Annotated in this window: 1 protein-coding gene (running past both ends of the window); it reads left to right on the top strand. The window is 72.2% G+C overall.

This entire window lies inside a single protein-coding gene on the top strand: locus IU476_RS14730, encoding a non-ribosomal peptide synthase/polyketide synthase (protein ID WP_195100451.1). The 51,984-nt coding sequence extends 9,675 nt beyond the window's left edge and 15,551 nt beyond its right edge, so the window shows coding positions 9,676-36,433 — codons 3,226 (complete) to 12,145 (partial); the first complete codon in view begins at position 1. The start codon and the stop codon both lie outside this window.

Below are 26,758 nucleotides of genomic sequence, written 5' to 3'. Positions count from 1 at the left end.
GGCGCCCGCGCGGGAACCGGTGTGCGGCAACCGCTCACGGCCCGCACGCGCCCGGAGCGCCCGCCGCTGTCGCTGGCGCAGCAGCGGATGTGGTTCCTGAACCGGTTCGACACCGGTTCGGCCGCCAACAACATCCCGGTCGCCGTCCGCTTCACCGGCGACCTGGATCTCGACGCGCTGCGCGGCGCGGTGGCGGACGTGGTGGCGCGGCACGAATCGCTGCGCACCGTCTACCCGTCCGCCGACGGCATCGGCTACCAGCAGGTGCTGCCGTCCGCCCAGGCCACCCCGGACATCGACGTGGTACCGGTGACCGCCGACGAATTGCTGCCGGTCATCGGCGAATTCATCGGCCGCGGTTTCGACGTCACCGCCGCGCCGCCGGTGCGCCTGCGTGTCTACGAACTCGGTGCGACCGATCGCGTCCTGGTCGTGGTGGCGCACCACATCGCCGCCGACGGCTTCTCCATGCGCCCGCTGGTGCGCGACCTGATGACGGCCTACCTGGCGCGCACCGCCGGGCAGGTGCCCGGCTGGTCGCCGCTGCCCGTGCAGTACGTGGATTACGCACTGTGGCAACGGGATACGCTCGGTTCCGAGGACGACCCGCGGTCGCTGCTCAGCGAGCAGCTCGACTACTGGCGGCGTTCGCTGGCCGGTCTGCCCGACGAGCTGCGCCTGTCCACCCGTCCGCGGCCGGCGGTCGCCGCGTACGCGGCCGGGACGCACCGGTTCCAGGTCCCCGGCACGCTCGTGGACGCCCTCGGCGCGGTCGCGCGCCGGCACGGCACCACCCTGTTCATGGTGGTGCACAGCGCTTTCGCGGCCCTGCTGGCCCGCTTGAGCGGCACCTCCGACATCGCCATCGGCACCCCGGTCGCCGGGCGCGGCGAGCAGGCCCTCGACGACCTGGTCGGCATGGTCGTCAACACGCTGGTGCTGCGCAGCGAGGTCGACGGCGGCGCGGCGTTCACCGACCTGCTGGCGCAGACGCGCGAGCGCGACCTGGCCGCCTTCGCGCACGCGGGTGTCCCGTTCGAGCGGCTGGTGGAGGTGCTCGAGCCCGCCCGGGCCCAGGGCCGCCACCCGCTGTTCCAGGTGATGCTGACGTTCCAGAACCTCGGCCACACCGCGCTGGAACTGCCCGGCCTCACCGTGTCCGAACTCGGCGTCGACCCGCCCACCGCGAAGTTCGACCTGCAGCTGACGCTGTCCGAGCAGTCGGCCGACGCCGCCGCGATGGACGCCGAACTCGTCTACGCCGCGGACCTTTTCGACGCGGAGTTCGCCGAGACCTTCGTGCAGCGTTTCCTGCGGGTGCTGGGCAGTGTCGCCGCCGACCCGACCCAGCGCGTCGGCGACCTGGAACTGCTCGACGCCACCGAGCACACCTTGGTGCTGCGCTACTGGAACGACACCGAGTTCCCGCTGGACGCGGCGCTGCCGCGGGTCTCCGACGACGCCGCCGCGACCCTGGTCTCGCTGTTCGAGGCCCAGGTGGCGCGCGGTCCCGAGGCGACCGCGGTCACGTTCGAGGGGACAAGTCTGTCCTACGCCGAGTTCGCCGCCCGGGTGCACCGGCTGGCGCGCTGGCTGATCGCGGCCGGGGTGGGGCCGGAATCGCTTGTCGCCCTGGGCATGCGGCGCTCGATCGACCTGGTCGTCGGCATGTACGCGGTGACCGCGGCCGGCGGCGCGTACGTGCCGCTGGACCCGGACCACCCGGCCGACCGCACCCGCTACATCCTCGACACGGCCCGGCCGGTGCGCGTGCTGACCACCACGCGCGACGCGGCCGACCTGCCGGGCGACGACCGCCTGGTCGAGGTCGACGCCCTGGCGCTGGACGACCTCGCCGACGGCCCGCTCACCGACGCCGATCGGGTCGCGCCGCTCTCGCCGTCGAACACGGCGTACGTGATCTTCACCTCCGGCTCGACCGGCCGCCCGAAGGGTGTGGCGGTGAGCCACGCGGCCATCGTGAACCGCCTGGTGTGGATGCACGCGCAGTACGGCCTGGCCGCCGACGACGTGGTGCTGCAGAAGACCCCGGCCACCTTCGACGTGTCGGTGTGGGAGTTCTTCTGGCCCTTGCAGGTCGGCGCCCGGCTGGTGGTGGCCAAGCCCGACGGCCACCGCGACCCGGCCTACCTGGCCGACCTGATCGTCGCCGAGGGCGTCACCGTCACCCACTTCGTGCCGTCCATGCTCGCGATCTTCGTAGGCACCGACCGGATCGGCGAATGCACCGGTCTCCGTAACGTTTTCGCCTCCGGCGAGGCGCTGCCGGCGGCCACCGCGCAGCGGCTGCGGGAGCTGACCGGGGCGCGCCTGCACAACCTGTACGGCCCGACCGAGGCCGCCGTCGACGTCACCTACCACGAGGTGACCGACGCCGACACCGGCTCGGTGCCGATCGGCGCGCCGGTGTTCAACACCAAGGTCTATGTGCTCGACGAGCGGCTGCGCCCGGTGCCGGTGGGTGTCGCGGGTGAGCTGTATCTGGCGGGCGCCCAGCTGGCGCGCGGCTACGTGGCGCGGCCGGACCTCACCGCGGACCGTTTCGTGGCGAGCCCGTACGGCGACGGCGAACGCCTCTACCGCACCGGCGACCTGGTGGTGTGGACCTCCGGCGGCGAGCTGGAGTACCTGGGCCGCACCGACTTCCAGGTGAAGCTGCGCGGCCAGCGCATCGAGCTGGGCGAGATCGAGTCGGCGCTGACCGCCCTCGACGCCGTCGCCCAGGCGGTGGTCGTGGTGCGCGGCGACGAGCGCACCGGCGACCAGCTGGTCGCCTACCTGATCCCGGCCGCGGGCGCGACGATCGCCACCGACACGGTGAAAACCGAACTGGCGCAGGAACTGCCGACCTACATGGTGCCGACGGCGTTCGTGGTGCTCGACGAGTTCCCGCTCAACGCCTCCGGCAAGTTGGACCGCCGCGCGCTGCCCGCGCCGACGTTCGCCGCCAAGGTGTTCCGCGCCCCCGCCACCCCGGTCGAGCAGGCCGTCGCCGACACCATCGGCGAGCTGCTCGGGCTGGACCGGGTCGGTCTCGACGACGACTTCTTCGAACTGGGCGGCAACTCGCTGATCGCCACCCAGGTCGCCGCCCGCCTCGGCGCGGCCCTCGACACCGAGGTGCCGGTGCGGCTGCTGTTCGAGGCCTCCACCGTGGCCGCCCTCGCCGCCCGCGTGGAATCGCATGCGGGACAGGGCGGCCGGACGCCGCTCACCGCGCGCCCGCGTCCCGAGCTGGTGCCGCTGTCGCCGGCGCAGCAGCGGATGTGGTTCCTCAACCGGTTCGACAACCGCACCGCCGTCAACAACATCCCGATCGCGGTCCGGCTCTCCGGCGACCTCGACGTGGCCGCGTTCGGCGCGGCCGTGCGCGACGTGCTGGCCCGGCACGAGGCGCTGCGCACCGTCTACCCCGAGGTGGAGGGCGTCGGCTACCAGCGCGTGCTGCCGGTCGGCGAGGCGGCGTTCGAGCTCGCCACCGAGACCGTCACGGCGGACGAACTGCCGTCCCGCGTGGCCGCGCTCGCGGGCGTCTTCTTCGACGTCACCCGCGACCTGCCGTTCCGCGCCACCCTGCTGACCCTCGCGCCGGGCGAGCACGTGGTGGTCCTGGTGGCCCACCACATCAGCGCCGACGGCTTCTCGCTGCGGCCGCTGCTGCGCGACATCGTCGCCGCCTACACCGCCCGCGCGCAGGGCGAGGTGCCGCAGTGGACGCCGCTCGCGGTGCAGTACGCCGACTACGCGCTGTGGCAGCGCGAACTGCTGGGCGCCGAGGGCGACCCGGAGTCGCAGGCCGCCCGCCAGATCGCCTACTGGACCGAGCAACTGCGCGACCTGCCGGACCAGATCGAGCTGCCCGCCGACCGGCCGCGGCCCGAGGTGGCCTCGAATTCCGGTGCGACGCACGAGTTCTCGATCGACGCCGAGCTGCACGCCGCGCTCGTGGAGCTGGCCCGCTCGCGCGGTGTCACGCTGTTCATGCTCATGCACGCGGCCCTGGCGACCTGGGCGGCGCGGCAGGCCGGCAGCACCGACATCGCGATCGGCACCCCCATCGCGGGCCGCGGCGAGCGCGCCCTCGACGACCTGATCGGCATGTTCGTCAACACCCTGGTGCTGCGCACCGAGGTGCGCCCGGACACCGCGTTCACCGACCTGCTCGACCAGGTCCGGCGCACCGACCTGGCCGCGTTCGCGCACGCCGACGTGCCGTTCGAACAGCTGGTGGACGTGCTGAGCCCGGTGCGCTCGCAGGCCCACCACCCGCTGTTCCAGGTGGCGCTGACCTTCGAGGCCGCCGGGCAGCAGGACGCCGCCCGCATCGCGCTGCCGGGCCTCGACCTCGAGGTGGTCGAATTCGACGCCGGCACCGCGAAATTCGACGTCCAGCTGACGGTCGGCTCCGCGGCCGCCGGGAGCGACCTGGCGCTGTCGTGGAACTACGCCACCGATCTGTTCGAGCCCGAGACCATCGCGGCGTTCACCGACCGCTTCGTGCGGATCCTGCGCAGCGTCGCCGAGGATCCGGCCGCGATCGTGGGCGACATCGACCTGCTCGGCGAGGCCGAGCGGCTGGACGTCTCGCAGCGCTGGGTGTCGTCCGGAAACGACGGCGACAGTGGGCGTTTCGACGACCGGAGCGCCACGCTGTCGGATCTGTTCGACGCCGCGGTGGCCGCGCACGCGGACCGGGTGGCCGTCACCTTCGGCGACGACCGGGTCACCTACGCCTCGCTGGATCAGCGCGCGAACCAGTTGGCGCGCAGGCTGATCGAGGACGGCGCGGGCCCGGAGACCCTGGTGGCCGTGCTGCTGCCGCGTTCGGCCGATCTGGTGGTCGCGCTGCTCGCGGTGATCAAGACCGGCGCGGGCTATGTCCCGGTCGACCCGAACAACCCCGCGGACCGCATCGCGTACGTGCTCGAGGACTCCGCGCCCGCCAGCGTCATCATCGACAGCACCGTCGATGTCGAACTGCCGCAAGGCCTGCCGCGGGTGCTGATGGACGACTTCGGCATGGACGTGCCCGATGTCGTGGACGCGGGCGAGGGCCCGATCACCGACGCCGACCGGATCGCGCCGCTGTCGCCCGAGAACGTCGCCTACGTGATCTACACCTCCGGCTCCACCGGCCGCCCGAAGGGTGTCGCGGTCGAGCACCGGAACGTGGTGCGGCTGTTCGCCAACACCGATCGCGAATTCGGGTTCGGTCCCGGCGACGTGTGGACCATGTTCCACTCCTACGCCTTCGACTTCTCGGTGTGGGAGCTGTGGGGCCCGCTGCTGTTCGGCGGCACCCTCGTGGTCGTCGACTACTACACCTCGCGCTCGCCGGAGCAGTTCCTGGAGCTGCTGCGCCGCGAACGGGTCACGGTGCTCAACCAGACGCCGTCGGCGTTCTACCAGCTGGCCGCCGCCGAACTGGCCGAGCAGCAGTCCTACCACCCGGGCTCGCCGGTGCGGCCGCTGTCGCTGCGCTACGTGGTGTTCGGCGGCGAGGCGCTGGAGCTGCGCCGCCTCGCGGATTGGGTTGCCCGCCACGGTGATTCGGTGCCGCGACTGGTCAACATGTACGGCATCACCGAGACCACGGTGCACGTGTCGTACCGCGCGCTGGACGCGGCCACCATCGCCGCCGCCACCGGCAGCGTGGTCGGCCGGGCCATCGCCGGGCTGCGCGTCCACGTGCTCGACAACCGGCTGCGGCCGGTGCCCGTCGGGGTGGCGGGGGAGATGTACGTCGCCGGGCCGCAGCTCTCGCGCGGCTACCTCGGGCGTGCCGACCTGACCGCCACCCGGTTCGTCGCCGACCCCTTCGCCGCCGCCGGCACCGGGTCGCGGCTGTACCGCACCGGCGACGTGGCGCGCTGGAACCGCCGCGGCGAGCTGGAGTACCTGGGCCGCGCCGACGACCAGGTGAAGGTGCGCGGCTTCCGCATCGAACTCGGCGAGATCGAGGCAGCGGTGCTGGCCCAGCCGGGCGTCGCGCAGGCCGCGGTGATCGTCCGCGAGGACCAGCCCGGCGATCAGCGCATCGTCGCCTACCTGGTGCCCGAGCGCGACACCGCGCCGGTGGTCGACGCCGTCCGCGACGGCGCGGCCGCCGAGCTGCCCGCCTACATGGTGCCGTCGGCCTTCGTGCTGCTGGACCGAATCCCGTTGACGGTCAACGGAAAGCTGGACCGTCGCGCGCTGCCCGCACCGGCGGCGCAGACCCGCGCCTTCCGCGCCCCGGAGACCCCGGTGCAAGAGACCGTGGCCGCGGTCTTCGCACAGGTGCTCGAGCTCGCCCGGGTCGGCCTGGACGACGACTTCTTCGCCCTGGGCGGCAACTCGCTGATCGCCACCCGCGTGGTGTCCCGGATCGGCGCGGAACTGGGCATCTCCGTCGCCGTGCGCGCGCTGTTCGAGGCGCCCACGGTGGAGGCGCTGGCCGCCCGGCTGGAGTCGCACACCGGTGACGAGGCCCGGCCGCGCCTGGTGGCGCGCGAGCGGTCGGCGACACAGCCGGTGCCGCTGTCGTTCGCGCAGCAGCGGATGTGGTTCCTCAACCAGTACGACACCTCGTCCTCGGCCTACAACCTGCCGCTGGCGATCCGGCTCACCGGTGAACTCGACACCGCCGCACTGAAACTGGCGATCTTCGACGTGGTGCGGCGGCACGAGTCGCTGCGCACCCGCTACCCGGAGCAGGGCGGCGCCGCGACGCAGGTCACCGTCCCGGCCGAGCAGATCGCGCTGGACCTGCTGGCGTACCCGATCGCGGAGAGTGAACTCGCCAGGGCCGCCGCCGAATTCGCCTCGGACGGCTTCGACGTCGCGGAGGAGGTGCCGCTGCGGGCGCGCCTGTTCCGGGTGGACACCGACGGCGTCGAGGAGCACGTCCTCGTGGTGGTCGTGCACCACATCGCGGCCGACGGCTTCTCGATGGGCCCGCTGGCCCGCGACGTGCTCACCGCCTACACCGCGCGCACCCAGGGCACCGCGCCCGGCTGGGCGCCGCTGCCCGTGCAGTACGCCGACTTCGCCATGTGGCAGCGCGAGGTGCTCGGGTCCGAGGACGACCCGCAGTCGCTGCTCGCCGGCCAGGTCGACTACTGGCGGCGCGCGCTCGAGGGCATCCCGGACGAGCTGGCCCTGCCCGCCGACCGCCCGCGCCCCGCCGTCGCCTCGCACCGCGGCGCGACGCTGCACCGCACGCTTTCCCCGGAGCTGGTGTCCGCGCTGGAAGACGTTGCGCGGCAGCGTGGCTCGTCGCTGTTCATGGTGTTGCACGGCGCGCTGGCGGTACTGCTGGCGCGGCTGTCCGGCGGCGACGACATCGCGGTCGGCACCCCGATCGCGGGCCGCGGCGAGGCCGCGCTCGACGACCTGGTCGGCATGTTCGTCAACACCCTGGTGCTGCGCACCGGGATCGAGGCGGCCGAGCCGTTCACCGCGCTGCTGGACCGGGTCCGCCACACCGACCTGGAGGCCTTCGGCAACGCCGACGTGCCCTTCGAGCGACTGGTGGATCTGCTCGCGCCCGAGCGCTCGCAGGCCCGCAACCCGCTGTTCCAGGTGGCGCTGTCGTTCCAGAACATGGAGCGGCCGACCCTGGACCTGCCCGGTCTGACGGTCTCCGCGCTGGATCTCGAGGAGAACATCGCCCGGTTCGACCTGCAGTTCACGCTGTCGGAGCAGACCGCGCAGGGCGGCATGGCGCTGGCGCTGACCTACGCCACCGAGCTGTTCGACGAGTCGACCGCCGACGCCATCGTGACTCGCTGGCAGCGGGTGCTGGCGGCCATCGCCGCCGAGCCGGAGATCGCCGTCGGGGCCATCGACATCCTGGACGCCACCGAGCGGGCCGACGTGGTGGCCCGCACCGGCGGCCCGGCGGTCCCGGCCGGCACGCTGCCGGACCTGCTGGCCGCCGCGGTCTCGCGCGACCCGTCGGCGACCGCGGTCGTGTTCCAGGGGACCCGGCTGTCCTACGGCGAACTCGACCAGCGCTCGAACCGCCTGGCGCGCTTGCTGATCGAGCGCGGCATCGGCACCGAGGACCTGGTGGCCATCGCGGTGCCGCGGTCCACCGACTCGTACTTCTGCGAGTGGGCGGTGACCAAGTCGGGCGCGGCGTTCCTGCCGATCGACCCCACCTACCCGTCCGACCGCATCGAGCACATGCTCACCGACTCGGGCTCGCCGGTCGGCCTCACCGTGGCCGCCGTGCGCGACCAGCTGCCGGACTCGGTGCAGTGGCTGGTGCTCGAGGACCTGGATCTCGACGCCTTCGACGCCGGGGCCGTGACCGACGTCGACCGCGTGCGGCCGCTGCGCCCGCACAACCTGGCCTACGTCATCTACACCTCGGGTTCCACGGGCGTGCCCAAGGGCGTCGTGGTGCCGCACGCCGGCCTGGCCAACTTCAGCGCCGAGCAGGTGGCGCGCTACGAACTCGACTCCGATTCGCGCACACTGCATTTCTCCTCGCCGAGCTTCGACGCCTCGATCATGGAGCTGCTGCTCGCGGTGGGTCCGGGCGGCGCGCTGGTGATCGTCCCGACGGGCGTGTTCGGCGGCGAGGAGCTCTACCAGCTGATCCGGCAGGAGCAGGTCACCCACCTGTTCATCACCCCGGCCGCGCTGGCGACGCTGGAGCCGCACAACCTGGACAGCCTGCGGGTGCTGGCGGTCGGCGGCGAGGCGTATTCGCCGGAGCTGCTGGCGAAGTGGGCCGTGCCGCTCGGCGAGACCGGCACCGTGCGCGCCTTCCACAACATCTACGGCCCGACCGAGACCACGATCGTGGTCAACATCGGCGAGCCGCTGCTGCCGGGCGACGCGCTCACCATGGGCGGCCCCAACCGCGGCATCACCTCGCTGGTGCTGGACAACCGGTTGCAGCCGGTGCCCGACGGCGTCGCCGGTGAGCTGTACGTCGCCGGTATCCAGGTCACCCGCGGTTACCACGCGCGGGCGGCGCTGACCGCCGACCGTTTCGTCGCGAATCCGTTCGTGCCGGGCGAGCGCATGTACCGCACCGGTGACGTGGTCCGCTGGACCTCGCGACCGCGTCCGGCCGGGCACACCGAATACCGCCTGGAATACGTCGGCCGCTCCGACTTCCAGGTCAAGGTGCGCGGTTTCCGCATCGAGCTGGGCGAGATCGACACCGCGCTGACCGCGCACGAGGCCGTCGACTTCGCCACCACCATCGGCCACAGGAATGTCGCCGGTGCGGTGGTGCTGGTGTCGTACGTCGTTGCGGCGCAGGGCCGTTCGATCGACACCGCCGAGCTGAAGGCGCACCTCGAGGAGCGGGTGCCGACCTACATGGTGCCCTCGTCGATCATGGTGCTCGACAGCATCCCGCTGACCCCGGTCGGCAAGCTGGACCGGCGCGCGCTGCCGGAGCCGGTCTTCGAGACCGAGGCCGAGTTCCGGGCCCCCCGCACGCCGCTGGAGCAGACCATCGCCGAGGTCTTCGCCGAGGTGCTGGGCACCCAGCGGGTCGGCGTGGACGACTCGTTCTTCGCCCTCGGCGGCGACAGCATCGTCTCGATCCAGCTGGTCTCGCGCGCCAAGGCGCGCGGCGTCATTTTCACGCCGCGCGACGTGTTCGAGCAACGCACCGTCGCCGGGCTGGCGAGCGTCGCGGAAACCGGCAGCGCGCAGGGCGATGCCAAGCCGGTGCTGGCGGAGCTGCCCGGCGGCGGCGTCGGCACCATGCCGCTCACGCCGGTGGTGCGGTTCATGGTGGAGCGCCCGGGCTCGTTCGGCCGCTTCAATCAGACCCTGGCGCTGGAACTTCCGGTCGGCATCGACCGGTCCGGCATCGCCTCCACCGTCGCCGCGGTCATCGACCGCCACGACATGCTGCGGGCGCGGCTGCGCCGGCACGCGGGCGCGGAGTGGATCGTGGAGACCGCCGCGCCCGGCACCGTCGACGTCGACGCGCTGATCGAGCGGGTCGAGTTCGACGCGGCCGCCGACGACGCGGAGCTGTTCGAGATCGCCTCCGCGGCACTGGATTCCGCGCTGGATCGGCTCGATCCCGAAGCGGGCGTGGTGATCCGGTTCGTGTGGCTGGAGCCGAACACCGCGCAGCGGTCCGGCCGCCTGATCGTCATCGCCCACCACCTGGTCATCGACGGTGTGTCCTGGCGCATCCTGGTGCCGGACTTCGTGGCGGCCTGGGGACAGCTGTCGTCCGGGCAGACCCCGGAACTGGCCGCGCCCGCGACCAGCATGCGCACCTGGGCGCACGCGCTGGAGCGGCAGGCGGCCGAGCGCGGCGCCGAGCTGGACCGGTGGCGCGAGGTCGTGGAGGGCCCCGACCCGCTGCTCACCGAGCGGCCGCTGGACCCGACGGTCGACGTCTCCGGCGTGCTCGAGCGGCACCGCGTCGAGGTGTCGGCCGAGACCACCCGCGCCCTGCTGACCACCGTGCCGGAGCTGTTCCACGGCGGCGTCAACGACGGCCTGGTGACGGCGCTGGCGCTGGCCGTGGCCAAGTGGCGGGCCGCCCGGCTCGCGGGCGCGAACACCGCCGGGAACGACGGGGAATCGGTGCTCGTGCGGCTGGAGGGCCACGGGCGCGAAGAGGACGTCGTGCCCGGCGCGGACCTGTCCCGCACCGTCGGCTGGTTCACCGCGATCTTCCCCGTGCGTTTCGACCTGTCCGACATCGACATCGACGCGGCGCTCACCGGCGGACCGGCCATGGGCCCGGCCGTCAAGGCGATCAAGGAGCAGCTGCTCGCGGTCCCGGACAAGGGCCTCGGCTACGGCCTGCTGCGCTACCTGAACCCCGAGACCGCCGCCGAGTTGCCCGAGCAGCTGCCGGGGCAGATCAGCTTCAACTACCTGGGCCGGGTCTCCGAGGGCGCGGTGCCCGAGGCGATGCGCGGGTTCGGCTGGATCCCGGCGTCCGAACTCGGCGCGCTGGGCGGCGGCTACGACGCCGACATGCCCGTGATGGCCCCGCTGGACATCAACGCCATCGTGGTCGGCGACCAGCTGTCGGCCAATATCGGTTACCCGACAACGCTGTTGCGCGAGGACGAGGTCGCCGAGTTCGGCCGGCTGTGGGTCGCGGCGCTGGAAGCCGTGGCGCGCCATGCCGATTCGGCCGAGGCCGGCGGGCACACCCCGTCGGACTTCCCGCTGGTGCGGGTCGGGCAGCGCGACATCGACGGCTGGGAACAGCGTTTCCCCGCGCTGCGCGAGGTGTGGCCGCTGTCGCCGCTGCAGGCGGGCCTGCAGTTCCACGCGCAGCTGGCCGCCGCGTCGGTCGACGTTTACACCGCGCAGGCGGTGCTCACCCTGACCGGGCGGCTGGACGCGGCCCGGTTGCGTTCGGCCGCACAGGCTCTCGTCGACCGCTACGAGAACCTGCGCACCGCGTTCGTCACCGACGCCGAGGGCAACCCGGTGCAGCTGGTGCTCGACAACGTCGACGTGGCGTGGGCGGAATTCGACCGCCGGGCCACCGGCGACGCGAGCGACCTGGTCGAGGCCGACCGGATGAACCGGTTCGATCTCACCGAGCCGCCGCTGATCCGGTTCACCCTGATCCAGGTGGCCGCCGACCGCTGGCAGCTCGCGGTCTCCAACCACCACATCCTGCTCGACGGCTGGTCGATGCCGCTGCTGATGCGGGATCTGCTGGTGCTCTACGCCACCCGCACCGACACCGCCGCGCTGCCGGCCGTGCGGTCCTACCGGCACTTCCTGGAATGGATCGCGCAGCAGGATCATGCGGCCTCGGTCGCGGCGTGGGCGAACGCCCTGGCGGGCGTGTCCGAGCCGACCCTGCTGACCCGGGCGGACGCCGGGCGCGAGATCACCGCGCTGTCGGGTGAATACCTCTTCGAACTCGACGAGGCGACCACCGCCCGGCTCACCGCGCTGGCCGCCGAACTCGGCGTCACCGCGAACACCGTGCTGCAGTCGGCGTGGGGAATCCTGCTGGGCCGCTGGACCGGTCGCTACGACGTGCTGTTCGGCACCACGGTGTCCGGGCGCCCGCCGCAGCTGTCCGGCGTGGAGTCCATGGTCGGCCTGTTCATCAACACGGTGCCGGTGCGGGTGCGCTTCGACGAGTCGGAATCGGCGCGAGAGCTGCTGGTGCGCACCCAGGGTCAGCAGGCGGACCTGCTGGACCACCACTACGTGGGTCTCGCGGAGATCCAGGCCGCCGCGGGCGTCGGCGGACTGTTCGACACCCTGGTGGTGTTCGAGTCCTACCCCGTGGACGCCGAGGGCATCCAGCGCCAGGCCGCCGACATCGACGGCATGGCGGTCACCGGACTGGACGCCACCGACGCCACGCACTACCCGCTGACGCTGATCGTCCAGCTCGACTCGCAGCTGCGCATCCGCGCGGGCTACCTGCGCGACCTGTTCGACGAGGGCACGGTGCGCCGCATCGCCGACCGGCTGGTGCGGGTGCTCACCGCGATCACCGCGGACCCCGACGCTCCGGTCGGCGGCATCGAACTGCTCGGGACCGCCGAGCGCGAGCGGATCGTATCGGGGTGGAACGCCACCGATTTCGACCTCGACGCCGCGCTGTCGGCGACCGCGGTGCCGAGCGCGACCCTGCCCGCGATGTTCGCCGAGCAGGCCGAACGCACCCCCGACGCGCCCGCGGTGACGTTCGAGGGGACAACTCTGTCCTACGCCGAGTTCGCCACGCGCGCACACAAGTTGGCGCGCTGGCTGATCGAGCGCGGGGTCGGCCCGGAGACCCTGGTGGCGCTGGGCATGCGGCGCTCCGCCGATCTGGTGGTCGGCATGTACGCGGTGACCCTGGCCGGCGGCGCCTACGTGCCGCTGGACCCGGACCACCCGGCCGAGCGCACCCAGTACATCCTCGCCACCGCGGACCCGGTCTGCGTGCTCACCTCCGGCGAGGACCTGGTCACCGACACCGCGCAGGTGCGCATCGACCTGCTCGACCTGTCCGGGTACTCGGCCGCGCCCCTGGCCGACGCGGACCGGCGGGCCCCGCTGCGTCCGGCGAACACCGCCTACGTCATCTTCACCTCCGGTTCGACCGGCCGCCCGAAGGGTGTGGCGGTGAGCCACGCGGCGATCGTGAACCGCCTGGTGTGGATGCAGTCGGAGTACGGGCTCACCGTGGCCGACGTGGTGCTGCAGAAGACCCCGGCCACCTTCGACGTGTCGGTGTGGGAGTTCTTCTGGCCCTTGCAGATCGGCGCGCGGCTGGTGGTCGCGCGGCCCGACGGCCATCGCGACCCGGCGTACCTGGCGGAGCTGATCGCCGCCGAGGGTGTGACGGTGACGCACTTCGTGCCGTCCATGCTCACGGTCTTCGTCGCCCACCTGGAGGCCGCGCGGCACGACCGCCGGGACGACGGCGCGCCGGTCGTCGAGAACCTGGGCCTGCGCCTGGTGTTCGCCTCGGGCGAGGCCCTGACGCCGCGCTCGGCGCACCGGCTGCGCGAGCTGACCGGGACCGCGGTGCACAACCTGTACGGCCCGACCGAGGCGGCCGTCGACGTCACCTATCACGAAGTGGTCGACGCCGACGTCGAGTCGGTGCCGATCGGCCGCCCGGTGTTCAACACCCGCGTCTACGCGCTCGACGCGCGGCTGCGGCCCGTTCCGGTGGGTATCGCGGGTGAGCTGTATCTCGCGGGCGACCAGCTGGCCCGCGGCTACGTGGCCCGCACGGACCTGACCTCGGACCGCTTCGTCGCGAACCCGTACGGCCCCAGCGGTTCTCGCATGTACCGCACCGGCGACCTGGTGATGTGGAACGCCGACGGCGAGCTGCAGTACCTGGGCCGCACCGACTTCCAGGTGAAGCTGCGCGGCCAGCGCCTGGAACTGGGCGAGATCGAGGCCGCGCTGACCGCGCTGGACGAGGTCGCGCAGTCGGTCGTGGTGGTGCGCAACGATCAGCACACCGGCGACCAGCTGGTGGCGTACGTCGTTGCGGCGGCGGGCCTTTCGGTCGACGTCGAGACCGTGCGCGAGGAACTGGGCCAGCGGCTGCCGGCCTACATGGTGCCCTCGGTGGTGCTCGTGCTCGACGCGCTGCCGCTCAACGCCTCCGGCAAGCTGGACCGCCGCGCGCTGCCCGCGCCGGTGTTCGAGGCGGCCACCTTCCGCGCGCCGACCACGCCGGTCGAGGAGATCGTGGCCGGCACCTTCGCCGAGGTGCTGGGCCTGGAGCGGGTCGGCCTGGACGACGACTTCTTCGCCCTGGGCGGCAACTCGCTGATCGCCACCCAGGTGGCGGCGCGGCTGTCGTCGGCGCTGAACACCCAGCTGGGTGTGCGCGAGATCTTCGAGGCGTCCACCGTCGCCGCGCTGGCGGCGCGCGCCGAGTCGCCGTCGGGCACCGGTCTGCGCAAGCCGCTGACCGCGCAGCCGCGGCCGGAACGGCTGCCGCTGTCGTTGGCGCAGCAGCGCATGTGGTTCCTCAACCGCTTCGATCCCGGCTCGGCCGTGGACAACATCCCGGTGGTGGTGCGGCTGTCCGGCCTGCTCGACCGGCAGGCCCTGCAGATCGCGGTCGCCGACGTGCTGGCGCGGCACGAGTCGCTGCGCACCCAGTACCCGGAGATCGACGGCGAGGCGTTCCAGGAGGTCGTGCCGACCGGCCGGGTGATCCCGGACCTGACGCCGATCGATGTCACGGAGAACGAACTGCCGCTGCGGCTTTCGGAGCTGCTGCTGACCGGCTTCGACGTCACCACCGAGGTGCCGTTCCGGGCCGGGCTGTTCGAGGTGAGCCCGACCGAGCACGTGCTCGCGATCGTGGTGCACCACATCTCCGCGGACGGCTTCTCCATGGGCCCGTTCGCGCGGGACGTGATGACCGCCTACAGCGCCCGCGTCGACGGCGGCGAGCCCGCCTGGCAGCCGCTCGAGGTGCAGTACGCCGACTTCGCGCTGTGGCAGCGCGACGTGCTGGGCTCCGAGGACGACCCGGAATCGGTGATCTCCCAGCAGATCTCGTTCTGGACCGAGGCCCTGCGCGGCGTGCCCGAGCAGCTGGACCTGCCCTCCGACCGGCCGCGTCCGGCGGTCGCCTCCGGGCGGGGCGCGGTGCACACCTTCGACATCGACGCCGAGATCCAGGCCAACCTGGCCGAATTCGCGCGCAGCCGGGGCGGCACGCTGTTCATGGTCGTGCACGCCGCGCTGGCGGTGCTGCTGTCGCGGCTGAGCGGTGAGTCCGACATCGCGATCGGCACCCCGGTCGCGGGCCGCGGCGAGCGCGCGCTCGACGACATGATCGGCATGTTCGTCAACACCCTGGTGCTGCGCACCGAGATCGACGGCGCCACCACCTTCAGCGACCTGCTGCAGACGGTGCGCACCGAGGACATCGCGGCGTTCGGCAATGCCGACCTGCCCTTCGAGCGGCTGGTCGAGATCCTGAACCCGCGGCGGTCGCAGGCGCGCAACCCGCTGTTCCAGGTGATGCTGTCGCTGCAGAACACCCGCCAGATCACCCTGGAGCTGCCGGGCCTGACCGTCGGCGGGCTCGAATTGCCCATCGAGACCGCGAAATTCGACCTCGCGGTGGAACTCACCGAGCGGATGCGGGCCCCGGAGCCGGACGGCAACGGCACCGCCGTGCCGGCCGGCATCACCGCCAAGTTCGTCTACGCCACCGACCTGTTCGACGCCGACACCGTCGCGCGGTTCGGCCGCTGGTTCGTGCGGCTGCTCAAGGCCGTCACGGCGATGCCGGACCGCCCGGTCGGCGACCTGCCGCTGCTCGACGCGCCCGAGGCGGCGCAGCAGCTGCGCGGCTGGAACGGCGCGGAGCACCGGCTCGACCCGGCCGCGTCGGTGGTCGAGTCGTTCGCCGCGCAGGTGCGGGCCACGCCCGACGCCGTCGCGGTGGTGGACCGCTCGGCCGGGAACGCCGAGTCCGGCCCGGTCGCCGAACCGGTGTCGCTGACCTACGCCGAATTCGGATCCCGCGTGAACCGCTTGGCGCGCAAGCTGATCGAGGCCGGTGTCGGTCCCGATGTGCGGGTCGCGCTGGGCATGCGGCGGTCGCTGGACCTGGTCGTCGCGATCCACGCGGTGTGGCAGGCCGGTGGCGCCTACGTCCCGCTGGACCTGGATCTGCCCGCCGAGCGCATCGCCTACGTGCTGGAGACCGCGACCCCGGCGTGCGTGCTCACCACCTCCCGCGACGCGTTCGAGGCGGCCGGGCTGCCCTCCTTGGTCCTGGACGAGCTGGAGCTGTCCGGCTACTCGGACGCACCGGTCACCGACGCCGAGCGCGTCGCGCCGCTGCGCCCGCAGCACCTGGCCTACGTCCTGTTCACCTCCGGCTCCACCGGCCGCCCGAAGGGCGTCGGGATCTCGCACGCCGCGCTGTATCACCAGATGCGCTGGCTCATCACGGAATTCGGGATCAACGCCGAGGACGTGGTGCTGTACAAGACCCCGGCCACCTTCGACGCCTCGGTCTGGGAACCGGTGGCGCCCCTGCTGACCGGCGCCCGCACCGTGCTCGCCGTGCCCGACGGGCACCGCGACACCGCGTACCTGTCCGAGGTCATCCCCGCCGAGCGGATCACCCTCGCGTCGTTCGTGCCGTCGCTGCTGACGGTGTTCGCCACCACCGCCGACCCCGACGCGCTGAGCTCACTGCGCGCGCTGCTGGTCGGCGGCGAGGCGTTCACCGGCGACGCGGTGGAGGCGTTCCGGCGGCTCGGGGTGTCCGGCGTCGAGCTGATCAACCTCTACGGCCCGACGGAATTCACCGTCAACGCCACCCACGCGGTCGTGCCGGACGCCGTGGCGACGGCCGTGCCGATCGGCCGCCCGGTCTGGAACACCGACGCCTACGTGCTCGACGCGCGGCTGCACCCGGTGCCGACCGGTGTCGCGGGTGAGCTGTACCTGTCGGGCGAGCAGCTGGCGCGCGGCTACTTCGGCCGCGCCGACATGACCGCCGACCGATTCGTCGCGAACCCTTTCGGCCGCAACGGCTCTCGCATGTACCGCACCGGCGACCTGGTGGTGCGCGACGCCGACGGCGCGCTGAGCTACCGCGGCCGCACCGACTTCCAGGTGAAGCTGCGCGGCCTGCGCATCGAGATGGGCGAGATCGAGCACGCGCTGCGGTCGCACCCGTCGGTGGCGCAGTCGGTGGCCATGGTGCGCTCCGACGACCGCACGGGCGACCGGCTGGTGGGCTACGTCGTGCCGGTGGCCGGCGCCGTGGCCGACGGTGCCGACTTCGACGCCGACCTGCGCGCCCACCTGGCGACGGTGCTGCCCTCGTACATGATCCCGGCGGCCTTCGTGGTGCTCGACGCGCTCCCGCTGGGCGCGAACGGCAAGCTCGACCGCCGGGCGCTGCCCGAGCCGGTGTTCGGCGTCCGGGAGTTCCGCGCCGCCTCGACCCCGATCGAGGAGATCGTCGCCAACACCTTCGCGACCGTGCTCGGCGTCGACACCCCGGTCGGCGTCGACGACGACTTCTTCGAACTGGGCGGCAACTCGCTGATCGCCACCCAGGTGGTGGCGCGGCTGGGCAGCGCGCTCGACACCCGGATCCCGGTGCGGCTGCTGTTCGAGGCGTCCACCGTCGGCGCGCTGGCCGCGCGGGTGGAGAGCCAGGTCGGCTCCGGCCGCCGGGAACTGGTGGCCGGGCCGCGGCCGGAACGGATTCCGCTGTCGCTGGCGCAGCAGCGGATGTGGTTCCTGAACCGCTTCGACCAGCAGTCGGCCGCCTACAACGTGCCGATGGCGGTGCGTCTGACCGGTGAGCTGGACGTGGCCGCGCTGCGGGCGGCGATCGGCGACGTGGTGGCGCGGCACGAGGTGCTGCGCACGGTCTACCCGCAGACCGACGACGGCCCCGTGCAGGTGATCCTGCCGGTCGCGCGGGCGGTCCCCGAGCTGGAGATCCGCACCGTCACGCCCGCCGAGATCGAAGCGGCCGTGGTGGAGCTGACCTCGACCATCTTCGACGTCACCAGCGAGGTGCCGCTGCGCGTGGCGCTGTTCGAGGTGGCGACCGGGAACGACGGCGCACCACGCGAATACGTGGTCGCCATGGTGGTACACCACATCTCCGGCGACGGCTCGTCGGTGGCCCCGCTGACCCGCGACCTGATGACGGCCTACGCGACCCGCGCCGCGGGCGAGGCCCCGAACTGGCCGCCGCTGCCGGTGCAGTACGCGGACTATAGCCTGTGGCAGCGCGAGCTGCTGGGCAGCGAAGAAGACCCGGATTCGTTGGCTGCCAAGCAGATCGCCTACTGGCAGTCCGCGCTCGCGGAGCTGCCCGACCAGCTGGATCTGCCGTCGGACCGCCCGCGCCCCGCGGTGCAGTCCTTCGCCGGTGGCAAGGTGCCGGTGCGCATCGACGCCGAAACCCACCGCGCGCTGGTCGATCTGGCGCGGTCCGAGGGCGCGACGCTGTTCATGGTCGTGCACACGGCGCTGGCCGTGCTGCTGGCGCGGCTGTCGGGCACCGAGGACATCGCGATCGGCACCCCGGTCGCCGGCCGCGGCGAGGCCGTGCTCGACGACATGATCGGCATGTTCGTCAACACGCTGGTGTTCCGGAGCCGGGTCGACGGCGGCGAGTCGTTCACCGAGCTGCTGGCCCGCCAGCGCGAGACGGACATTCAGGCGTTCGCGAATGCCGATGTGCCGTTCGAGCGGCTGGTCGAGGTGCTGAACCCGGTGCGTTCGACGGCGCGGCACCCGCTGTTCCAGGTGGGCCTGTCGTTCCAGAACCTGGCCGTGTCGACCCTGGACCTCCCCGGGCTGACCGTGTCGGGCGTGGACTTCGACACCCAGCTGTCGCAGTTCGACCTGCACCTGATCGTGTCGGACCGCTACGACGAGTCGGGTGCGCCGACCGGTATCGAGGGCGTCCTCACCTACGCGAGCGACCTGTTCGACCCGGAGACCGTCGAAGGCTTCGTCGGCCGTTTCGTGCGGCTGCTGAGCGGCATCGTCGCCGGGCCGCGGACCTCGGTCGGTGATCTGGGGCTGCTCGGTGACGCCGAGCGCGCCGGAATCGTGCTGGGCCGCAATGCGACCGGGTACGCGACCGACAAGGCGGCGACGCTGGCGGCGCTGTTGGATCGCACTGTCGCGGCGACGCCGGAGGCGGTGGCGCTGGTGGGTCCGGACGGGGCCGCTGTCACCTATGCCGAGCTCGGTGGGCGGGTGAATCGTCTTGCGCGGCATTTGGTTTCGCTGGGTGTGGGGCCGGAGTCGCGGGTGGCGTTGGCCTTCCGCCGGTCGGTGGATCTGGTTGTGGCGATGTATGCGGTGTCGGTGGCCGGTGGTGCGTATGTGCCGGTGGATCCGGATCAGCCTGCCGAGCGGGTGGGTTACATTCTGGAGACCGCGGATCCGGTGTGTGTGCTGACCAACGCGGACAGCGGATTCGACGCTCGTGCCGTCGCCGCGGCGCATCCGGAGGGTGCTGCCGCCGACGCGGCGTCCGGGACGGTGCCGAATGTCGTCCGGATCGACGAACTGGAACTGTCGGAGCTTTCCGGCGAGCGGGTCGTGGACGCCGAACGCGTTGGGCCGCTGCGGCCTTCGAACACCGCCTATGTGATCTTCACGTCGGGTTCGACGGGCCGCCCGAAGGGTGTGGCGGTGCCGCACGCCGCCATCGCGAACCAGCTGCAGTGGAAGACCGCCGAATTCGGCCTGACCGCCGACGACGCGGTGCTGCTCAAGACCGCGTCGACCTTCGACCTGTCGGTGTGGGAATTCTGGTCGGCCGCCGTGTGCGGCGGACGCCTGGTGATCGCCACGCCGGACGGGCACCGCGATCCCGCGTACCTGAACGAGCTGATGGCGCGCGAGCGGGTGACCACGCTGCACGTGGTGCCGTCGATGCTGGACGCGCTGCTCACCGAATCCGGTGGGGCGCTGGCCGAGTCGCTGCGTCGGGTGCTGGCCATCGGCGAGGCGCTGCCTGCCTCGGTGGCCCAGCGGTTCCGCCGGGCGAACCAGGCCGAGCTGTTCAACCTGTACGGCCCGACCGAGGCCGCGGTCTCGATCACCAGCCACCGCGTGACCGACGCCGACCAGCTGTCGGTGTCGATCGGCGCGCCGGAGTGGAACAGCCAGGTGTACGTCCTCGACGCGCGCCTGCACCCCGTTCCCGACGGTGTCGCGGGTGAGCTGTATCTCGCGGGCGCCCAGCTCGCGCGCGGCTACTTCGGCCGCGCCGACCTGACGGCGGACCGGTTCGTCGCCGACCCGTTCCGCGCTGGCGGCCGGATGTACCGCACGGGCGACCTGGTGGCCTGGAACGCCGACGGCGAGCTGGACTACCGGGGCCGCACCGACTTCCAGGTGAAGATCCGCGGTTTCCGCATCGAACTGGGCGAGATCGAGGCCGCGCTGCTGGCGCTGCCGGAGGTCGCGCAGACGGCGGTGCTCGCGAAATCCGATGCGCGCCTGGGCGACCGGCTGGTCGCGTACCTGGTGCCCGCGGAGGTTCGCGACGCCGAATCCGAGGGCTCGGACCTGGCGATTCGAGCCGATATCGATGTGGCGCAGGTGAAGTCTGCCCTCAGCGCGGCGCTGCCCTCCTACATGGTGCCGTCCGCGTTCGTGGTGCTGGACGCCCTGCCGCTCAACGTCAACGGCAAGCTGGACCGCAAGGCCCTGCCGGATCCCGAGTTCGAGGCCGCGGCCTTCCGCGCGCCGTCGACGCCGATCGAGCAGATCGTGGCGGGCGTGTTCGCCGAGGTGCTCGGCGCGGACCGGGTCGGCCTGGACGACGACTTCTTCGCCCTGGGCGGCAACTCGCTGATCGCCACCCAGGTGGCGGCCCGGATCGGCGCGGCGCTCGAGACGCAGGTGCCGGTGCGCACCGTGTTCGAGGCCTCGACCGTCGCGGGTCTGGCCGCGAAGGTGGAGCAGCACGCCGGCGCCGGTGGCCGGCCCGCGCTGGTGGCGCAGCCGCGACCGGAGCGGATCCCGCTGTCGCTGGCGCAGCAGCGGATGTGGTTCCTGAACCGCTTCGACCAGCAGTCGGCCGCCTACAACGTGCCCGTCGCGGTGCGGCTGTCCGGCGAACTGGACGTCGACGCGCTGCGGGCGGCCATCGGTGACCTGGTCACCCGCCACGAGGTGCTGCGGACGGTCTACCCCGAGACCACCGCGCCGGACGCGCCCGACACGCCGCAGCCGGTGCAGGTGATCCTGTCCCCGGCGCAGGCGACGCCGGACCTGGTGGTGCACGAGATCGACTCGGCCGCAGTCGAATCGGCCGTCATCGAGTTCTTCGCGACGCCGTTCGACGTGACGGCCGAGGTGCCGCTGCGGGTGCGGCTGTACCGGGTCTCCGACGCCGGTGACTACGTGCTGGCCGTGGTGGTGCACCACATCTCCGGCGACGGTTCCTCGATGGGCCCGCTGACCCGCGACCTGATGACCGCCTACGCGGCGCGCGCCGCGGGCGAGGCCCCGAGCTGGGCCCCGCTGGCCGTGCAGTACGCGGACTACAGCATCTGGCAGCGCGCGCTGCTGGGCAGCGAGACCGACCCGGAATCGCTGGCGGCGCAACAGCTTTCGTATTGGCGCTCGCAGCTGGCCGAACTGCCCGAACAGCTCGACCTGCCTTCGGACCGCCCGCGTCCCGCGGTGCAGACGTTCGCCGGTGGCCGGGTCGAGGTGCGCATCGACACCGAAACCCACCGGGCGCTGGCCGAATTGGCGCGCTCCGAGGGCGCGACGCTGTTCATGGTCGTGCACAGCGCGCTGGCGCTGCTGCTGGCCCGGCTGTCCGGCACCGACGACATCGCCATCGGTACCCCGATGGCGGGCCGCGGCGACGCCGCGCTCGACGACCTCATCGGCATGTTCATGAACACCCTGGTGTTCCGCAGCCGGGTCGACGCGGGCGAGTCGTTCACCGAGCTCCTCGCGCGGCAGCGCGAGACGGACATCCAGGCGTTCGCGAACGCCGATGTGCCGTTCGAGCGGCTGGTCGAGGTGCTGAACCCGGTGCGTTCGACGGCGCGGCACCCGCTGTTCCAGGTGGGCCTGTCGTTCCAGAACCTGGCGCTGGCGGCGCTCGAACTACCGGGACTGTCCGTCTCGGCGCTCGAGATCGACACCCAGCAGTCGCAGTTCGACCTGCACCTGATCGTCTCGGACCGCTACGACGAGTCCGGTGCGCCGGCCGGCATCAACGGCTTCCTGACCTACGCGAGCGACCTGTTCGACGCGGCGACGGTGCAGGGCTTCGTGGACCGGTTCGTGCGGCTGCTCGGCGAGATCGTCGCCGCGCCGCAGGCCCCCGTCGGCGAGCTGGAGCTGCTCGACGGCGGCGAGCGGGAACGAATCCTGGTGGCGTGGAACGACACCCGCCACGAGGTCGCGCCCGAACTGCTGCTGGACGGCTACCGGCGCACGGTCGCCGCGCACCCGGACCGGATCGCGGTGTCCTACGAGGGCACCGAGCTGACCTACCGCGAATTCGACGAGCGGGTCAACGTGCTCGCGCGTCGCCTGATCTACCAGGACGTGGGTCCGGAATCGCTGGTGGGCCTGGCGATCCGGCGTTCGCTGGATCTGGTGGTCGGCATGTACGCGATCATCACCGCCGGTGGTGCGTATGTGCCGCTGGATCCCGATCATCCGGCCGAGCGGATCGCGCACGTGCTGGAGACCGCGCAGCCGGTGTGCGTGCTCAGCACCACCGCCGACGCCGTGCCGGTGCCGGACGACATTCCGGTGCTGCACCTGGACACCGTGGATCTCGACGGTTTCGAGGGCACCCCGGTGGAGCCGGACGAGCTGCTGGCCCCGGTGCTGCCGGACCACCCGGCCTACGTGATCTTCACGTCCGGTTCGACCGGCCGCCCGAAGGGTGTGGCGGTCTCGCACGCGGCGATCCACAACCAGACCAGCTGGATGCTCGCCGAGTACCCGATGGGCGCCGACGACGTCTACCTCCAGAAGACGGCGACCACCTTCGACGTGTCGCTGTGGGGCTACTTCATGCCGCTGCGGGCGGGCGCGAAGCTGGTGGTCGCCACCCACGACGGTCACCGCGACCCGCAGTACATCGCGGAAACCATTGCCGCGCAGCGGGTCACCGTCACCGACTTCGTGCCGTCGATGCTGACCGTGTTCGCCACCCACACCCCGGCCGGGGCGGTGCCGACGCTGCGCGACGTGTTCGTGATCGGTGAGGCGCTGCCGCCGGAAACCGTTGCCGCGCTGCGGTCGGTGTCCGACGCCGCCGTGCACAACCTGTACGGCCCGACCGAGGCCGCGGTCTCGATCACCTACTGGACCGCGTCCGACGACGAGCGGTCGAGCGTGCCGATCGGCTTGCCGCAGTGGAACTCTCGCGTTTACGTGCTGGACGCGCGGCTGCGGCCGGTGCCCGCCGGTGTCGCGGGTGAGCTGTACCTCGCGGGCGATCAGCTGGCGCGCGGGTACGTGGCGCGGCCGGATCTGACCTCGGATCGGTTCGTGGCCAACCCCTTCGGGGACGGCGAGCGCATGTACCGCACGGGTGACCTGGTGCGGTGGAGCCTTCGCTCCGCTCAGGCAATGGAAGAAGGGGGCCGGGCAAGCGAAGTCGAGGCTCTGGCAGGGGGAGCCGAAGGCCGGGCAAGCGAAGTCGAGGCTCTGGCAGGGGAAGCCGAAGGCCAGGCAGGCGAAGTTGAGGCTCTGGCTGCAACCGCCGAGCAGGCCGTTCTGGAGTACATCGGGCGTACCGACTTCCAGGTGAAGTTCCGTGGGCAGCGGATCGAGCTGGGGGAGATCGAGTCGGCGTTGCTGGCGCATCCGTCGGTGAGCCAGGCCGTCGCGCTGGTGCTGGCGTCGGATCTGGGCGATCAGCTGGTCGCGTATGTGGTGCCCGCGCCGGACGCCGCGATCGATCAGGCCGAGCTGCTGGCGGCGGCGTCGCGGACGCTGCCCGCCTACATGCTGCCCGGCGCGATCGTGGAGCTGGCCGAGTTCCCGCTGAACACCAGCGGCAAGCTGGATCGGAAGGCGTTGCCGCACCCGACCTTCGCGCAGCGCGAGTTCCGGGCGCCGTCCACGCCGGTCGAGGAGATCGTGGCCGGTGTGTTCGCCGACGTGCTCGGTGTCGAGCGGGTCGGCGCGGACGACGACTTCTTCTCGCTCGGCGGCAACTCGCTGATCGCCACCCAGGTGGTCGCGCGGCTGAGTGCCGCGCTGGACGCCCGGGTGCCGGTGCGGGATCTGTTCGAGCACTCCACGGTGGCCGGTCTGGCCGCGCGGGTCGCGCAGCACGCGGGCTCGGGCGGGCGGCCCGCGCTGGTGGCGGGGGAGCGCCCGGAGCGGGTGCCGCTGTCGCTGGCGCAGCAGCGGATGTGGTTCCTCAACCGCTTCGACCAGCAGTCGGCCGCCTACCACGTGCCGGTGGCCGTGCGGCTGTCCGGCACGCTGGACGTCGACGCGCTGCAAGCCGCTGTGCGCGACCTGGTGGAGCGCCACGAGATCCTGCGCACCATCTACCCCGAGGCCGACGGCGTGCCGCACCAGATCGTGGTGCCCGCCGCCCAGGCCGTGCCGGACCTCACCCCGGTCGCGGTGTCGCCGGAAGCGTTGCGCGACACCATCACCGAGCTGGTCTCCACCGGCTTCGACGTGACCGCCGAGGTGCCCCTGCGGGCACAGCTGCTGCGCGTGGTCGAGGCCTCGGACAATGGCGGCACCGCGGAGCACGTCCTGGTGTTCGTGGCCCACCACATCGCGGCCGACGGCTGGTCGATGGGCCCGCTGACCCGCGACGTGATGATCGCCTACACCGCCCGCGCCGCCGGCGAGGCCCCCGACTGGGCCCCGCTGCCGGTGCAGTACGCGGACTTCAGCGTCTGGCAGCGCCGGGTGCTGGGCGCGGAGGACGACCCGCAGAGCCTCATCTCCGCGCAGGCCGACTACTGGCGCACCGCGCTGGCCGACCTGCCCGACGAGCTGAACCTGCCCGCCGACCGCCCGCGCCCGAACGTGCCGTCGTATCGCGGTGGGCGCGTGGTCTTCCCGATCGATGTGGAGCTGCGCACCGCGCTGCGGCTGATCGCCGCCGAGCAGAACACGACGCTGTTCATGGTCGTGCACACCGCGCTCGCGATCTTCCTGGCGCGCCTGTCCGGCACCGAGGACATCGCCGTGGGCAGCCCGATCGCCGGTCGCGGCGAGGCCGAACTCGACGACGTGATCGGCATGTTCGTCAACACCGTCGTGCTGCGCACCGAGGTGCGCGGCCAGCGGTCGTTCCTCGAGCTGCTGGCGCAGGCCCGCGACACCGACCTGCAGGCCTTCGCGCACGCCGACATCCCGTTCGAGCGGCTGGTGGAACTGCTGCAACCGGAGCGCTCCACCGCGCGGCACCCGCTGTTCCAGGTGGCGCTGTCGTTCGAGAACCTGCCCGAGACGGCCTTCGAACTGCCCGAACTGAGCGTCGGCGCGGTCGATTTCGAGGCCGGCATCGAGAAGTTCGACCTGTCGCTGACCGTCCGCGAGGCGGCCGACCGGTCCGAGATGCTCGCCGAATTCTCCTTTGCCCGTGACCTTTTCGACGACGCCACGGTGCAGCGGTTCACCGAGCGCTTCCTGCGGCTGCTCGCCGAGATCGTCACCCGGCCGGAGGCTCCGGTCGGCGACCTGGAGATCCTCGAGGCGGCCGAGCGCGCGGAGCTGGTGGCGCGCACGGGTGCCCCGGCGGTGCCGCCGCGCACCCTGCCCGACCTGCTGGCCGAGGCCGTCGCGCGGGATCCGCAGGCGCTCGCGGTCGTGTTCCGGGGGACCCGGCTGTCCTACGGCGAACTCGACGAACGCTCGAACCGCCTGGCGCGCTTGCTGATCGAGCGCGGCATCGGGGCCGAGGACCTGGTGGCGATCGCCGTGCCGCGGTCCGCGGATTCGTACTTCGCCGAGTGGGCGGTGGCGAAGACCGGTGCGGCGTTCGTGCCGATCGACCCGGCCTACCCGGCCGACCGCATCGCGCACATGGTCACCGACTCGGGTTCGCCGATCGGCCTGACCACCGCCGCCGTGCGGGACGAGCTGCCGGAATCGGTGGAGTGGCTGGTCCTGGAGGACCTCGATCTCGACGCCTACGACGCCGCGGCCGTGACCGCCGCGGACCGGGTGCGCCCGCTGCGCCCGGCGCATCCGGCGTACGTCATCTACACCTCGGGCTCGACCGGTCTGCCCAAGGGCGTCGTGGTCACCCACGCCGGCCTGGCCAACTTCAGCGCCGAGCAGGCCGAGCGGTACGCGCTCGACTCCGATTCGCGCGCACTGCATTTCGCTTCCCCGAGCTTCGACGCCTCGATCCTCGAGTTCCTGCTCGCGATCGGCGCGGGCGGCGCGCTGGTGGTCGTGCCGACCGGCGTGTACGGCGGCGAGGAGCTGTCCGAGCTGATCCGCGGCGAGGGTGTCACGCACGCCTTCATCACGCCGTCCGCCCTGGCGACCATCGACCCGACCGGGCTCGACAGCCTGCGGGTCTTGGTCGCCGGTGGCGAGGCCGTCCCGGCGGATCTCATCGGCAAGTGGGCGATTCCGCTCGGCGAGGGCGGCCCGCTGCGCTCGGTGCACAACGGGTACGGCCCGACCGAGACGACCATCATGACCAACATCAGCGACGCGCTGGTGCCGGGCGACACGGTCACCATCGGCGGCCCGATCCGCGGCATGCAGTCGCTGATCCTGGACTCCCGGCTGCGGCCGGTGCCGGTGGGTGTGGCAGGTGAGCTGTACC

Origin of the sequence: Nocardia blacklockiae (genome assembly GCF_015477355.1) — a bacterium.
Classification (GTDB): Bacteria; Actinomycetota; Actinomycetes; order Mycobacteriales; family Mycobacteriaceae; genus Nocardia; species Nocardia blacklockiae.
Note: the sequence above shows the minus strand (reverse complement) of the source record. Positions and strands in the feature narration are given on the sequence as shown.